Source organism: Ochrobactrum sp. BTU2 (assembly GCF_024539785.1).
Lineage (GTDB): Bacteria > Pseudomonadota > Alphaproteobacteria > Rhizobiales > Rhizobiaceae > Brucella > Brucella anthropi.
The window spans coordinates 1-15,669 of the sequence record NZ_JAHWRG010000036.1; the positions used below are offsets into that span (position 1 = coordinate 1).

Genomic DNA, 15,669 nt, shown 5'->3' on the forward strand with positions numbered 1-15,669 from the left:
ACTCGATCTTGCATTGGCCGCCTCAGGCTGTGACAAGGTCAGGGTCGAGCATCGTCCCCGCCTGCTGTCGGACAACGTCCTAAGTGCGGAAGAAAATGGGCTTGGCAGGCAAAGTTTCTCTGTTCGTCAGCATGCTCACGCTGCATGACGCTCGTCAAGTCACATCGTCGAACCAGGCGGCTTCCACTGGCATGGGAAAAGGTCTCGTCCATAGCAAACACAGGGTCCATCATTTTGGCCCTCACCGTCCTTAACACGAGCTTCTGATCCAGGTGGAAGACCCAAGCATTGTCTACAGGGTCATCCGAAGGATGCCCTCACGGCTCTAACTGACAGAGGTTCTTCCACCTGGTACCCGCCCTTCAACGAAGGGCCGGTAATCTGAACCATTTTTGATGACAGCGTGTACGACACGCGCCATCTTGGCGGTAATAGCGGTCATTGCCTTGCGGCGGAGATCGGGATTGTCACGATCTCTCGCGATGTAGCGTTCGAATTTATGTCGGAAGCCGTTCTCACGCTGGCGGATGGCAACTTGCCCAGCAATCCACAGGGTTCGCCGCAGCCGCGCGTTGCCGAATTTGGAAAGCCGGGTCTGGCCGCGATACTGGCCCGATTGCTGTGTCGACAGATCCAGCCCGCAGAATTTGAGAAACTGACGGTGATGATGAAAGCGGCGTAGGTCCCCAGCCTCCGCAATGATCGTTAGCGCGTTGATCGGACCGATCCCGGGAATCTGCCGCAGTATCTGATAATCACGGCTGTGTCGCAGCAGATCATCGGCCTGTGCTTCGATCTCGTTGCGTTGGCGGATCAGGCTGCGGGCTTCGGCGACAACCATCCGAAACATGCGAATTGCAGGCGCATCCGGCGGCAATGGCAAGCCAATAGAGGTGCGGGCAGTCTCATAAATATCCATTAAAATCTGTGACTTGCTCACTTTCCTGCCGACAACATCCCATGCTGCTTCGACGAACTTCTCCTTCGTCAGTGTCGTGATGCTCGATGGTGTGGGGAAGGCATCGAGGAACGCGAAGAACCAGTCGCTGCGACTGTTACCCCGGAAACGCTCGATCTCTGGAAAATACAGCGGCAGGTAATGCGTCAGGATGCGATGTTGGATCTCGGTCTTGGCGTTAGCAATGGCTTCGTGTGTCTTCGACAATTCCTGAACGTCGTTGATGCCAGCACGCAAGGGATCATGATAGACCTGAGTCGAGTGGATCCTCAACATGTGCAGGATCACCTGCGCATCCTTGGGGTCGTTTTTGTCCCAACTGTTGTGCAAGGCTTCTCGCGTGCGGGCAAGCGCTAGCGACGACACTAACCGCGTTTCGAAGCCGGCTTCCACCAACCGCCAGGCAATCGGACGATGATAGTTACCCGTTGCCTCAAAGGCGCAGACCACCGGTCGGTCATATGATTGCAAAATCGCGATCAGATGGTCATGTTCTGCACGCGTATTGAGAACAGACAACCGACGGCGGCGTTTATGGCCGGGTGCTTCGATCAACACTTCATTGCGAACCTTGGCGATGTCGATGGCTACCAACACGGCATCGGCAGGTATAGAATTCTGACTGGTCATGGTCGGTCTCTCCGGAATGAGTTGCGAACACTCACATTCTAGAGTTACTTCGACTGGCCATGGCCACCTCAAACGATGCGCGCTTGCAGCAAAAAAGCTGCGCGCATCGTTCTCTCGGTGGCTCCAATTCTTCCTTCCGTAGGTGCTACGGTTCGTGTTACGTCGCATCTGATCTCGGCGAATGGCTGGAGAAACACAAGATCGACCAGGTTCACGGCGCTCCCGGCCACCCGCAGACGCAAGGGAAAATCGAACGCTGGCACCAGACGCTGAAGAACCGCATCCTGCTTGAAAACTACTTCTTCAAGGAGGACCTTGAAGCCCAGATCGCGGCCTTCGTCGAGCATTACAATCATCGCCGTTACCATGAGAGCCTCGACAATCTCACTCCCGCCGACGTCTACTTCGGACGCGGACAGACCATCCTGCTCGAACGCGAAAGGATCAAACAAGACACGATCAAAAAACGCCGCTTGAACCACCAGGCCAAAGCGGCTTAACTCAACCCCTAAACCGAGCCGGAAACTCCAATCTTCAAAAGCACAAATAGTCTCAAATCATTCGACGACGGACATGCTCACGCGCCAGCATCACAAGCGTGTTATTGATGGTACGCAGCAAGCCTTCATCGCGCCAGCGGTAGAAGTATTTCTGTACCGTCGAGAATGGTGGGAAATCGGTTGGCAGAAGCCGCCACGCACCGCCAGAAGATGCGATATAAAGAAGCGCGTTTACCACTTCACGCAGATCCGTTTTGCGAGGGCGACCAAGGTATCTGGGCGAAGGCATCAGCGGTTCGATCACTGACCATTCCGCATCCGTTAAATCAGTTACATAGCGCGAATTGCGTCGTACATAGTGGCGGCGAGCGGTTACTGTCCAGGCCATTGTGATCTCCATCGAATGTAAGCAATCCGATTGGATCATAACCTACTGTAATCGCTCAACCCTTTTTGGAACAGGCTCTTATATCGACATAGTCGGTATGGTCAATGGCATAGCCAGCCTTGCCGCTTCTGCGCGGATATTCTCAGACCAAATAACGTGCTCTCTACGATCGCTGCCCTTATCAGCCTGAATTCCGCCGTATCGCTGCCGGTGTTGCGTCTTGACCGCCACTAATCAGCGGGAAAGGAATAGAGATCCTGCGCATTCACTGTCTGGGCGACGCGTCATCACCTTCGTTGTGCGTGATCTCGACGGTCCCGGAAAACACTATCAGTAACTGCTATTCGTGAACAAATGGCGGCCGATTGAACCACCTGCAGCAATGGTGCCCCCTCTCACCGGAGCGAACATTTCCGATAACGTTGCATGAACGCATTTGGGAACGAATGGACGGACAAATCCTTATCTATGATACCATCGCTTCGCGATCAGGAGATCAATCGGTAGCATCGAGGATAGCAGCGAAGTCATAGCTCACATCGGATGATCGTATGTTTTCAGTTGTTTGGCAGGAAATCTTATTGGTACTGGCATTCGGAACTGGTGTTGTCGCATTTGCTTTTGAAACGACAATATTGGCAACTGGACCCACCGGTGCATTAATAGCAACCTTCTGTCTCATCATCGCTATCGTCGTGGTCTCTGTGCGGGTCGCTCATCGGGCGGAAGCGATTGCTTCTAGAGTGGGCGATCCTTATGGAACGATGGTCCTGACGATGTCAGCTGTTGGCGTCGAGGTGCTCATTCTTCTCATTTTTATGAACGGAAGCAGCGGCTCGCCCACGCTTGCACGGGACACAATATTTTCCGCTGTCATGCTCGACATTAACGGAATACTGGGTCTGGCCGCACTTCTTGGCGGATGGAAGTTTGGAGAGCAGGCTTATAACGATGATTCCGGGAAGACTTACGGCGTTATGATCTTGACGGCAATGAGTATATCGATGGTTGTACCCGAGTTTATTCCTCATGAGAAATGGCGCGTTTATTCGATTTTCACAGTGGGCGCGATGGCTATGCTCTACTGGGTATTTCTCAGAAACCAAATTGGACAGCATAGCTATTTTTTCAACTACAGCTACCCGGAAAAGAAAGCGAGGGGCGGGAAGCCCCGCGAATACGAACCGTTGGCGCCGTCTATAGCCGTACTAATCATCGGCGTTGTACTCATAGGTTTTTTATCTGAAGTGATGTCAGCGTTTCTGTTGCACGGACTTCATGCGATCGGGGCCCCGGTAGCATTGGCCGCCCTCGTAGTCGCTATTATGTCTGCGGCACCCGAATTTTTAACCGCGCTTCGCGCCGCGCTTGCCAATCGCATGCAAGTGGTGATCAATATTGCACTGGGAGCATCATTGTCGACAGTTATCCTCACCGTTCCCGTCATTGAGGGCTTCGCGCTTTTCAATGATCAACCGATTATCATGGCGATGACTCCTATTCAGACCGTGATGATTGTCATCACGCTTATTGCTGCAGCCATAAATTTGAACGACGGTCAGACCAACGCCATTGAGGGCATGACACATCTTGTCTTATTTGCAACCTTTCTGGCTCTCTCGTTGTTAGGTGTCGCGGGGGGCTGATGCAATTGAAGCCGAAAAAACATACCACTTGAAAATGATTTGCTCTCAGAAGCGCAGCAATTCGCCAACCGCGAAATGATTAAAAGTTCCATAATAGAACTTATGCGATTTTTGATAAACTATTGATTTTCTTATATATTTTATCTAGAACCTTTGCCTTCGTTGCCATTTATGCGCCCGGGATTTTCCCATCACGGATAACTCCGTTATTATTTTGCATATATAATTACGAAGAATGGCGTCTCCACTGTGCACTCCCACCGCCGACGATGCCATCCCACATCTTAGTTTGGTGCCCACTATGAACCGCTACAACATCGCTGAACGACGTACAATTGCGCGCTAGCGACCCCGCTCCGCTTGAAATTTATCCTGTCACGATGTATATACTCGTGTATATACAAAGGAGACCAATATGCCACAGCTCCGACACTCCGAACCTACACCATCCCGCGAAGCAAAACTCTTCCGTAACAATAAGAGTCAGGCGGTACGCATTCCAGCTGACTTCGAACTTCCCGGCGACCGGGTGATGATCCATCGCGATGGAGATCGACTTATCATAGAGCCGGTGCGTCGCCCGAACCTGTTGGAAGTGCTTGCTGGATTGGAACCACTTGGACCGGAAGATCAGTTCCCTGATATTGACGATACCCTGCTACCATTGAAAGAAATCGACCTGTGAGCGCCCTCTACATGCTCGACACCAATGTCGTGTCCGAGCTTGCACGAAACCCCAAGGGCGCTGTCGCCAGACGCATCGCCGAGGTTGGACCAGAAGCAGTTTGCGTCAGTATCATCACGGCAGCGGAGTTACGCTTTGGATGCGCCAAGAAAGGATCGCCGAAGCTGCTGGCGCACATCGAGGCCATTCTTGGAAGTATACAAGTGCTCGCACTTGATACGCCTGCCGACGCCGAATATGGGCGAATCCGAGCCGAATTAGAAGCCGTTGGCAAGCCCATCGGTCCGAATGACCTCCTCATCGCTGCCCATGCTTATGCGCTCGGGATGGTGTTAGTCACGGCCAATACCGGAGAATTCTCACGTATCCGTGCTCTGAGGGTCGAAAACTGGCTACGCGACTGAGCGGCGCTGTTGTTCGTTCAAAGAGAATCTGCCGCTGAAGGGGCAGATCACTAAAAACTGCATTTATGATCGGTAGATTGTCCCTTTGTCTGCTCATGCCTCGGATAAAGACTGGTTTTCCGCTGAGGTCTGCTATGAATGTGGCTGTCGAATCTATACAACAAGCGATGACATGACGACTGATGACGACCGACCCGCTCCACATTCTCAAAACCATTTATGGATATGATGCCTTCCGCGGGCGGCAAGTTGAAATCATATCGCACGCGATAGCAGGCAATAATGCATTCGTCCTGATGCCGACAGGCGGCGGCAAATCGCTATGCTATCAGATTCCCGCCCTTGTGCGGCCGGGCATGGGGTTAGTGATTTCACCGCTTCTGGCGCTGATGGCCGATCAGGTCTCCGCGCTCCGGCAGGCGGGTGTGAAAGCTGCAGCGCTTAATTCCGACCTTGCTGGCGATGACAGACTGGCCTTGTGGCGAGATATCCATGCCGGGGCGCTTGATCTGCTCTATGTCGCGCCGGAAACACTGCTCAGGCCGGATACGTTGCAACGCCTGAGCGATGTGCCTCTCTCGCTGATCGCTATTGACGAAGCACATTGCCTGTCGCAATGGGGGCATGATTTCAGGCCGTCCTATCGGCAGCTTGATGTGTTGATGGCGCAGTTTCCCAACACGCCACGCATGGCATTGACCGCAACCGCCGACGAGCCGACACGTGCCGAAATCCTGTCGCATCTGCAGATTGATGAGCGCGATGCCTTCATCGCCGGTTTCGACCGTCCCAATATTCGCTATGCGATCATGGAGAAGGACAATCCCCGCACGCAGTTGAAGCGTTTTCTACAGGATCACCAAGGCGAAAGCGGCATCGTTTACTGTCTTTCGAAACGGAAGACAGAAGAAACGGCCGAATGGCTGCGCAGCCTGGGCTACGACGCCCTCTCCTATCACGGCGGTATGGAAAAGTCCGCGCGCGAGGCGAACCAGGCACGATTCCAGCACGACGAGGCGGTCATCATGGTGGCGACGATTGCCTTTGGGATGGGCATCGACAAGCCGGATGTTCGCTTCGTCGCCCATATCGATCTGCCGGGGAGCATCGAAGCCTATTATCAGGAGACAGGTCGTGCGGGACGTGACGGACTGCCAGCCGAGGCGATGATGCTCTACGGTTATGACGATATCGTCCTGCGCAGCCGCTTCATCGAGGAATCCGACGCGCCTGATCAGCGCAAGCGGATGGAGCGGCAGAAACTCGACATTCTCCTCGGGTTGGCCGAAACGGCGAACTGTCGCAGACAGGTGCTGCTTTCTTATTTCGGTGATCGATGCGAACCATGCGGCAATTGCGATACCTGCGCCGAGCCACCAACCCTCTTCGATGGGACAATAGCTGCACAGAAAATATTGTCCTGCATTCACAGAACCGGGGAGCGGTTCGGGCAAGCATATATTGTCGATGTCCTTCTTGGCGTCGACGATGAGCGCATCAGCCGCTTCGGCCACGACCAGATTTCGACTTTCGGAATTGGCCGCGAGCATGACAATCACACCTGGCGCGCGATCGTACGGCAGTTGGTCGCACAGCGGCTGATTGATGTCGACTTTGCCGGGCACGGCGGTTTGTCGATCTCGGAGACAGGCAGGCAGTTTTTGCGCGCAAAGCAGGCGCTCATGTTGCGTGTCCCGCGGAAATCGAAGCCATCACGTGGGACTGTTTCGCGTGGAAAATCGGTAACATCCGCCCTTTCGGAGCGTGATGAGGCGCTGTTTCAGGCGCTACGTGAGAAGCGGCTAGAGATCGCGCGCACGCAAAATGTCCCGCCTTACGTCATTTTTCACGATCGGACACTGATCGAACTGGCCACAGCCAGACCAGCCTCCCGCACCCAAATGGCCGACGTGCCCGGTGTCGGCGATGCAAAACTCGAACGCTATGGCCCGGCCTTTTTGGCCGTCATCAACGCACACGGGTAAATCCGTCGCAGCTTTTGGAATTCAACAATACCGGCCTTAGAGTCTGTCAGCGCTACCCGGGATCGCCAGGTTCCGTCGGGTTTGATTTTGTGTTTCTTAAGATCATTGCTGGATTCTCATCATGGATAAATTCGTGATATCAGTTTTCTCATAACCGATCCCGACCGTTCATTCTTCTCCGGGTCAAATGCCACCGATCTTCTTTCACGGCCGTCTATCGTCAGTCAGACATTCACCCTCGGCTGCGATTTCTATCGCCCGACGCACCGCCTCCTCTGCGGCAAAGGTGGCGAATTCAGCTTCGTGCGCGGAACAAGGACGAATTCCGAAACCCCACACTGTGTACATCTCATTTTGAGCAAGCGTCGTGTTACCTGGATCTACCACTTTTAGTGCGTACTTGGTTGCCGGTGGGGTCATGGGGGCAGCTCCGTAGAAGCTCCCACTACTGACTTCGAGCTGACCGACCTGGCAGCGCACGCCGTCGAATTCTTTGAGCGCCGGCGGCAAGCTACCAGCAAGGACGATCGCATTAATTTTCGAAAAATGACCGTACAGCGAATAGCAGTATTCGGTATCCAGATCGAAAATGCGCAGCCGTGAGATCAACCGATCGACACCTGCAAATTGCAAGATACAATAATACGCACACCCGTCACAAACCGGAATGTCCGCTTCATCAAGCACCTGCGCGTTCTCGCCGAATATGTCCCATGGAATTTCTTTTAACATTTTATCATCTCTAACAAGCCAATAGATATAGTGTGAGACCAATCAGCCACCGGCGCAAACGGATCATGAACGCCGATGAAAATTTCTAACTGGGCGCTGAACAGTATTATGTGACTGGATAGATACGACCGTTGCGACAAGCACAATTGGCAGGTTTGGGACGTTAAAGTTTGACAAACAGCCAAGAGCGCAAACCCTGAGGCAATCGGCCGACCATCTGGATCGCGCTCGAAGAAGCCTGTCGTCACACCCGCCAGGTCTGCGACGACCGTGCTGAATGGCTGATTCCGGGTTTCACCAGACCTGACGAATTGAAGCCGACAACCCAAATAAGAAAACCGGGAGCACGTATGACGCGTGCTGCCGGTTTCATATTTCGATAGACTATGGGTTCCTAAATGGCCGCTTACGCGAGTGCCATTCTCATTTCGCCAATATATTCTCCACGCTCCCAGAAATGGCCCCATGCGGTGTTTTCGTAGTTGGCCCGGGGAAGTCTGTAGAGCGTCAACCGAACAGGACCTTGCTTTCCAAGTGCGAGCAACCGCTCGCGATAGGTTGGGGCTGCGCGACGAGCGAATTCATTCGCGAAATCGAATTCGTACTCACCATGGATATCAACGCTATCGACAAAACATTGGTTCGTGTCATCAACAATCACCACACATCCATTAAGCGTGGAATAAGCGCGACAGGCTCGTCTGAAATCGTGCCAGACTGAACCTTGTCCTGATTGATTATAGCGTTTTTCAACGGTGGCCTCATCAGCGAGGAACGAAAAATGTCCCTCCTCAAAATCCTTGAGCATACGTGCTGCGATGCCATTGCTGGCTTTGTCGATACCGTAGTCGAGTGGTGAAGTTCCAATCATTGAAAAATCCTTTCTTGAAAATGATTGTCTGTCAGCTTCAAAAAGCGCTGACTTTTATATTAGAGCACAATATTACAATAATATCAAATGCTTATGCTTTTGTAACTGGTCCAATGGTGCCCAAATGGCCCCAAAATGGCTTCATTTCGATGCGTTTTAATTCCTGTTTCATGACATAATGTCGCATGTTGGGGCGCGTCAGTGGCATCCGCAATCAAATCGCGGATTTTAATATCGGGAGGGTCGAAAGCGCTATTTATCCGGCCCACGTTAAAAATACCCCTTACCAAAACATCGGGTTCGATGGACCTCGGCTTAGATCTGGATAGCAGGCACGACGTTTGCCCCTATCCGCCGACCACCATAATTCCTTCCCGCTCGGCGACCACGACGGAAAAGCGACCTGGAGATCGGAATGCTACCGTATCACGGGCAAATCGATGGCAGCAGACACGAGAGGTGTTCATGTGATTGGCTTTGGCCCTCCTTTTGCTACAGGCTTCCTTATCGCCCGATGCCTGTTAGCTCCCTGTCAGTCAGAATCCTGTGCTCCGTACAGGCGGTTATTCCATGGCTATCACCCAGTCCCACCGAAAGCCGTTTCTGCCCTGCTCCCACCGGTACCCATAGGGGTTGCAGACAATGCGGCTTCGGCCGATCTGAACGTCAAAGGCATGATGTGTATGACCACAGATCCATATATCCGGGGCCTGTTCGGAATGCAGGATGTTATTGAAAGCCTCTGCGCCACAGGCAAACAGAAAATTTGCCTCTTGCCCCGCATAAGCCGGCGGCGTGCAATCGGGATGCGGCATGTGATGGGTCAATACCACAGTGGAGCCGTCAAATGGTTTTGCCAGCTTTTTTCGAATGTAAGCTGCATCTGAACGATGTAGCTCCAGCATATCCTCCGGCGTGAATCGTTTGCCGTCCTGCATGGAGATTGCATGAAAATCATTGAGCATCTGGCGCGCCATCCACATCCGCTGCGGCAAATCAGACTTCGCGGGGAGTTTCATCAGGAAATCGACCCATAGGCTTGCGCCAATGAAGCGCGTATTGTCGATAATCACCTCATCCGCATCAAGACAATAAAACTGTTGCGGCCATTGCAGAGAAAGCGCCTCGATTGCCTTGATGGTCTGCCTGTCGCTTTCAAGCGAACGGTCCCGGTCGTTCATCATCCACTTGTTCTGATAAAATTCGTGATTTCCGGGGACATAGATAATAGGCTTCTCGTAGCGCCTGATCAGGAATTCTAGCGTCAAATGGAGATCTGCCGCCGCATTGAGATCGCCGGCAATCATGATCAGATCACAGTCCGGCGCTTGTTCACGTGGTGGATAAACGACTTCCTGCAGTTCATTATGCACATCAGACCAGATCCAGAGTTTCATGCCGTTCCCTCTCTATTCCTATTGGTAATCTCGAAGCCGTTTTCGTGTCTGGTTCTCCATGACAGGTCGCCGCGTTTCTGACAGACATGGCGAAGCTTCCACGCCGGCTGTCCTGCCGATTGATGTGCGTAGCCTGATCAGTTTCATTCTTTCTCATTGCCCGATGTCTTTTTGGCCAAGCCGGTAAAAGCGGCTGAATGTGCGGGCATAGTTCCGGTCGAGATCCAGAAGCCAGAGCTCGGACGTGATGCCATGCGGTACGATTTGTCCGAGCCGAGGATGTTCGAATAATACGCCTTCCAGACACGTTGCCCGCCGTGCACTCAGCTTCCAGCTTGTGATCGCTGGTGAATTTGTCAGTAACTGTTCGTCTGGATAATCACCCTCCAATATCCGCTGCAGATCATCGACCAGAGCTTTCAGCATCCTGATTTCAAGCTCGAGCTGCTCGCGATTGTAGTTTCCATTTTTGATTGTAACTGTCATGCCGTGTTCCTGATGAATGAACAAAATGATGGACCGTTCGGGCGCGCAATGACGCGTCCGGGGGTGTTTCCTGAATTTCCATGCATTTGATTGTTATTGAGAGCAAAGCTGAGCCGTTCAGCGTGACACAGGCATCCACCCCGAATATCTGGGCAGAAGATTCTCCGCTACCTTATCTATTGCCTTTGCTCCCATCGGTTGGTCTTTAGCTCGCCATTGAGAATGGCAGATACCCCTGTTCGTCTGCATCGCAGTGAACGTCCGCTCTACTGCATAACGGATAAGTCCGTGACACGTAGTTTCACAAGCTTCGCACGACGCATCGACTGATCGGCCCCTGTCTGCTCAGCGCAACACGTTATCCGGCGTCAAAATCTGAATCTCCGGCCCAGACTTGCTGTCGAGTGCTTCAAACGCCATCTGCGCGATCTCTTCATCAATCAGCCGCGCTTGCTCCTCTTCGGTTTTCGCGAATGTGTCGCCAAGCCATATGATGAGTTCTTCTCTGAGAGCCTCTTGCACGCCCAACACTTTTTCAGCGATCTCCGGGATCCCCAGTAGCCCATCGAGATCGGATAGCGCCCAGATCCCCTCCTCGGGTAGGCTTTCACTAAGCAATGGGTCGATCAGCACGAATTCGTAGTGATCGATATCAATGCCATAATACTGTTGCGCCAGCCGCTCCCACAATGCTGAGGCGGTCGATGCTTCAATGCGCCATTGATCCAGAGCCCCCTTATGGCCGCTGATGCCATAAATCAGACTGAGCACACGGAGGCATTTGCGCTCCTGTTCATAGGACACCAATTCGAATGTGTAAGGGTCTGTCGGAAGTTCCGAGGCGCTTCGGTCTGTGTCGTTTTCGTCTGCGAGGGATTTCGATGTGACAGACTCGATCACGTCATTGAAAGTATCACGCGTGAGTGGCATAGAACGAGATGAGCGGAAATCTCTTTGAACCTTTACCGCCGCTTTTGCTACAGCTTCTTCAATAAGGCCGATGATTTTTTCGCCGGTGTTCCATAAGGCACAACGGAATATCTGCTCTGACAAAGCTCGTTTCCGGCTACTTCTGTCATGAGCACGGTCAATCAAATGAAAACATAACGACAGGTGTAGCGCTGCGTTTAATTCACGCTTGTAGCTTCGCTGCGGGAATTTGTGTTCAATGAGATCAATGTAGCCAATTACGGTTTCTGCAAACATGATTTCTCCATCTCCAAAGCGACTGTTGGTCGCCGGAGTCAAACGGGTGTGAAGGTAGGTTGCCATTGCGAGTGGGCACAGATTTTGAAGACAGCGAAGATCTTAGCGTTGCGCGCGAACGCACACGACCAGACTGACAGAATGGGAAATTGGGAGTTCGTGCCTTAAAGAGCACCGAACGCGTCAGAAGCGGAAATTATCTCCGCTGCGGAGTCGCTATGTCGACATGGAATTCTGATAGTGGATCTTTTAATCCGCCACGAATATCGATAAGAGTTGTCATAAGCTTGGCTCCTGTGTTGGCAGGCTAAGTCAGTCTCCATTCAGGTGTTACCAGCACCGGGATGGAGGCGCCTGATCAATCAGGCAAGGCGACTATTGCAGGATCTGAATTGCGCTGCAAGGATCCGGAACGAAAAAAGATCCCAATTAAGCATTTTTATCTAAGTCCCGGATATAACCGGCTTTTTTGGCTTCACTAAAACAGTGATAAAACGTAGTGGCCATAGGTTTTTTGCTTTGTATTGAGTTTTTGAGGAAGCCTAAATGTGGAGCTTGAAGTTATCCACAGGATGGGCTTCAGCAGCGAAATGTCCTACATATTTTTCATGGATAGCGGTGACGTTACCACCGACGATCCTGAGCAATCCCGTTGTTTCTCTTCTTAAGCCTCGACGATCGTCCGCCTCCGTTAACCTTGAGAAATCCGATTCATGTGCAAACAGCGTTTCATGAAGTAATGGGGGGAAAACAGACAAAAAGCACAAACTACGTTTGTAAAATTTTCAGGTTGAAATCAAAACGGTATGGTTTGGAAAACGATCCTCAATGTTCGGTGTCGTCAAGAACCCCGCCGGGCCTCAGATGCATCTTGCGACGGAAATCCCAGCCGCTTTTTGTGTATCTGACAATCAGGTCATCAATGACTTCTAATGAAGCATCTTTATCGAAGCCCTGATCCGCCAGCGCATCAAGAAGCATATCAATCAGCTTCTCCGTCCCGTCCTGATTGCCAGACTTCACCGCTTTGACGATCATAAAATGCAGCAGCACTCGTGCTATGTCGTCACGCGTCGGTTTGCGCTGTGCCCTCAAACGATCGCGATAGTCCTTCTGCCGTTCGCGCTGCTTGCGCAAACGCTCCGACTGCTGCCTGTTCGATGCCATCACTTCTCCAGATTACGTGACCACAATCAAATCATGTGCCCGAAAACCGTCGGCGCAAAGCGTTTTCTGCCAAGCCCCGCGCCTGCCCGCAAACGGCGTTTGTCATTGAATCGGAAATCCCAGATATGGCAACACATGTCCGGAACTCTGCAACGCAAATCTCGAGTTCAGAATCCAGTTACTGCAAATCGGAAAAAATCTATGTGACTTGCCCACAATCTGGATTGATGTGTCTGCACGTCATTTTGCCAGCCCCGCAATTCGGGATGCATTGCCGGAAAATCATTGCTATCTGTATCGCTTGCAGGGCTGGCTAACGCAAACGCCGTTTGCATCACCACGATCAATTTGAACTCCAGATGTTTCTGGGACACAGGCGGCTGTTTCTGCAGCCATTCTTCAGCCACGGCAAGCAATGGCACTGTTTCACGACAGATGCGACAAAAAACTCGCTTACTGTTCTTCGATTATAGGACCGCAGGCCGTGATCAATGCAGGTTGCGACCCTTGAACATTACCATGCGGAAATCGCGAGTTTCAGCAGAAGAAAAACGGACAACCAGTCGGCCCTGGAGCCCACCTAACAATGGCACCGGAACTGATCGTGGAGGCAGGATCGCTAAACGAGTCAGCGACTGCTCGGCTCTACGAATGGTTCGGCACGCAATCACATCGCCGTTCATAAAAGCATGGTGTAGCAAAATCCCGCTATCGCAGTTTGTTTGAATCAGGGGCTTGCCTACCCTATCTTTTGATGGTGTCATTCTACATACGATGACGTGTTACTCATCGGGCCTATATTATTTAAAAGGATTATTGCATGCAGATTTATAGCGGGGACCTGGTCGCCATCGCCACACTTCTCAAAAAATACATAACGGATTCGGCCAATACAGAACCGGGTTGGGGAGTGGCAACCACTCTCCTGTCTCATGGCAAGTTCTGGCGCGTATCGGCACAGTCCGAAAATGCCCGTTTCTCAATCCCCAAGGCCTGCTTTGCGAATGCGCAGGCCGAAGTGATTTCGCCTCGCAACCATCGCCAGAAGCAGTTCAGCTATGTCGAAGGCTATGCTTGCGATCTCGAATTGCCGATCCCGCTGCACCATGCCTGGCTCGTTGATCGTGAAGGTGAGGTTTTTGATCCAACCTGGTCGGACGCGGAGCAATGCGTCTATTTTGGAATGAAGTTTAAGACCTCTTATGTGCAGGAGCGGTTCAGCGCTCGTGGTGATCAATTCGATTCCTTGCTTCTGGATGCTCTGAATCGCCATGCTATCCTGCGCGACGACGAATTTTGCCAGCAGGTACTGGATTCGGCCATGATGCCACGTTCAAACACCGCTCAGACGGCGGTATCGCCCGGCGTCAATTGATTCAAAAAATGGGCTGAACGCATTTAATCTCGCCAAATGAAAAAAGCAGAACGTCTACGCTATCGACCTATGGTGAGCTGCGGGAGAATAGCAATGCCGAACCTTGGTATAGCTCTCTTCCACAGCTTCTCATTCAGCCTGTATATTTAGACTGCAAGCGGTCAGTCGATAGCTCCAGCGCCTCGCGCCGGGTGATCTGTTCATTGCGCCCAGCTTTGGCTTGCACCTTAATCCTGCTCGTATGGGGACATATCATCCCACCGAACTAGTAGGGGCTGTCTTCAAGCACGTCGACATCCCCTATCACTCCCAATATTTACGCAACCATTCCGTCTTCTACCGGTCTGTCGTCACGGATGTTCCAGTTTATCGGCTCTGTTTGCAGCCATGGTGTGCCGCAAACCAATTGGCACAAAACGCTTGTCTCCGCGCTTGGCGTAGCTGGCAAACGCCGTTTGTAGCTGAAACGGAAATCTCGAATCTGGCAACGTTTGTGCGGAAACGCGCAACGCTTTTCTGAGGTTTTGAATCGGGTTAATGCAAATTGTCTCGATTTGAAATGCGTTGCGGGCAAATTGGAATGACGTGCAGACACGTTGTGGTACGTTGCGGGCAACTCATGACGACATGCCCAAGACGTAAATCAATTCTATAAAATCCATTTACCCTTACGGGAATGAATATGGCGTCAAACGGCGTTTGAATCTGGAGGACCTACCTGGGAAAACGCCTGTCTACCAGGTTCTTTTGCTCTACGCCCCTGACGCTCCCTCGAACACGGTGGGACCGTCCTGCATCGGTTCCCGGCTCTCAAACGCAGTTTATCGATGAATCGGATATATCCGGTTTCGTAATGGTTTTCCGGATACCCGCAACGTTAATCCAAAAGCTGGAATCGCAAGACTGCAAATTATCCTGATTTGATACGCTATGTGGGTACCCTGAAATACGGCAGCGCCACGTCAAGTTGCCACACCGGCAAATCATATCAGCGTATCCCAAGGCATCTCGGCCTGAAATGCCCAGCGTAGCCAGACGGGTAACGAAAGCCTGGCAAACGGCGTTTCGGCACAGATCTAGCATTTCTGGGAGACCTTCCGTCATGGCATGTAAAATTGCGCGGATTTTTATATCGCCATAGACCCGCTACGATTTCATCAACGGTAAGCGCTCATTTGAGGGCACATAGTAGTGATATGAGGGTGCTGAATGCCGGTCAGTCTGCCTGTTTATTGAAGT

13 protein-coding genes and 2 pseudogenes are annotated in these 15,669 nt (G+C 52.0%); 6 read left to right on the forward strand and 9 right to left on the reverse strand.

What is annotated here, in order from left to right; all coding sequences use genetic code 11:
- Positions 1–325: 325 nt before the first annotated feature.
- A complete protein-coding gene (locus tag KWJ32_RS26885) occupies positions 326–1,588 on the reverse strand; it encodes an IS110 family transposase (RefSeq protein WP_256886567.1) in 1,263 nt (420 codons plus the stop codon).
- 149 nt (positions 1,589–1,737) lie between these two features.
- Between KWJ32_RS26885 and KWJ32_RS26890 the strand changes: the two are divergent.
- Positions 1,738–2,088: pseudogene (locus KWJ32_RS26890) on the forward strand (integrase core domain-containing protein); the annotation flags it as partial.
- Between the two features lie 76 nt (positions 2,089–2,164).
- Here the strand turns inward: KWJ32_RS26890 and KWJ32_RS26895 are convergent.
- A pseudogene (locus KWJ32_RS26895) lies at positions 2,165–2,476 on the reverse strand (transposase); the annotation flags it as partial.
- Positions 2,477–3,027: 551 nt separating this feature from the next.
- Between KWJ32_RS26895 and KWJ32_RS26900 the strand changes: the two are divergent.
- The 4 genes from KWJ32_RS26900 (at position 3,028) to recQ (ending at position 7,196) form a co-directional block, all read left to right on the forward strand.
- On the forward strand, positions 3,028–4,122 hold the full coding sequence (locus KWJ32_RS26900) for a calcium:proton antiporter (RefSeq protein ID WP_140023178.1): 1,095 nt from the start codon (positions 3,028–3,030) through the stop codon (positions 4,120–4,122).
- A gap of 415 nt (positions 4,123–4,537) precedes the next feature.
- Entirely contained in the window at positions 4,538–4,807 is a 270-nt protein-coding gene (locus KWJ32_RS26905) for an AbrB/MazE/SpoVT family DNA-binding domain-containing protein (RefSeq protein ID WP_024899201.1), read from the forward strand.
- Complete coding sequence (locus KWJ32_RS26910; protein ID WP_024899200.1) at positions 4,804–5,211, forward strand: type II toxin-antitoxin system VapC family toxin; 408 nt, start codon at positions 4,804–4,806, stop codon at positions 5,209–5,211. The genes KWJ32_RS26905 and KWJ32_RS26910 overlap by 4 nt, the downstream gene beginning before the upstream one ends.
- Positions 5,212–5,393: 182 nt before the next feature.
- The gene (gene recQ, locus KWJ32_RS26915; protein ID WP_256886568.1) at positions 5,394–7,196 is read left to right on the forward strand and encodes a DNA helicase RecQ; all 1,803 of its coding nucleotides are present in this window, start codon (positions 5,394–5,396) and stop codon (positions 7,194–7,196) included.
- Positions 7,197–7,400: 204 nt separating this feature from the next.
- On the opposite strand, the gene KWJ32_RS26920 is transcribed toward recQ, so the two are convergent.
- The 7 genes from KWJ32_RS26920 to KWJ32_RS26950 form a co-directional block, all read right to left on the reverse strand.
- On the reverse strand, positions 7,401–7,928 hold the full coding sequence (locus KWJ32_RS26920) for a hypothetical protein (protein WP_024899198.1): 528 nt from the start codon (positions 7,926–7,928) through the stop codon (positions 7,401–7,403).
- Positions 7,929–8,334: 406 nt separating this feature from the next.
- Positions 8,335–8,799, reverse strand: a complete 465-nt coding sequence (locus KWJ32_RS26925; protein ID WP_024899197.1) for a hypothetical protein — start codon at positions 8,797–8,799, stop codon at positions 8,335–8,337.
- Between the two features lie 563 nt (positions 8,800–9,362).
- Positions 9,363–10,196, reverse strand: coding sequence for a metallophosphoesterase (locus tag KWJ32_RS26930; RefSeq protein ID WP_256886569.1), 834 nt, complete (start codon positions 10,194–10,196; stop codon positions 9,363–9,365).
- Positions 10,197–10,349: 153 nt separating this feature from the next.
- Positions 10,350–10,682 (reverse strand): hypothetical protein, encoded by a 333-nt coding sequence (locus KWJ32_RS26935; RefSeq protein WP_112593129.1) that lies wholly within the window; start codon positions 10,680–10,682, stop codon positions 10,350–10,352.
- Between the two features lie 345 nt (positions 10,683–11,027).
- Positions 11,028–11,888 (reverse strand): hypothetical protein, encoded by an 861-nt coding sequence (locus KWJ32_RS26940; protein ID WP_112593131.1) that lies wholly within the window; start codon positions 11,886–11,888, stop codon positions 11,028–11,030.
- A gap of 825 nt (positions 11,889–12,713) precedes the next feature.
- The gene (locus tag KWJ32_RS26945; RefSeq protein ID WP_256886570.1) at positions 12,714–13,055 is read right to left on the reverse strand and encodes a hypothetical protein; all 342 of its coding nucleotides are present in this window, start codon (positions 13,053–13,055) and stop codon (positions 12,714–12,716) included.
- Between the two features lie 167 nt (positions 13,056–13,222).
- Positions 13,223–13,477: a hypothetical protein gene (locus KWJ32_RS26950; protein ID WP_256886571.1), complete on the reverse strand. Its 255-nt coding sequence runs from the start codon at positions 13,475–13,477 to the stop codon at positions 13,223–13,225.
- Positions 13,478–13,875: 398 nt separating this feature from the next.
- Here KWJ32_RS26950 and KWJ32_RS26955 point away from each other — a divergent pair, with 398 nt between their 5' ends.
- Complete coding sequence (locus tag KWJ32_RS26955) at positions 13,876–14,430, forward strand: hypothetical protein (protein WP_256886572.1); 555 nt, start codon at positions 13,876–13,878, stop codon at positions 14,428–14,430.
- Positions 14,431–15,669: the final 1,239 nt, after the last annotated feature.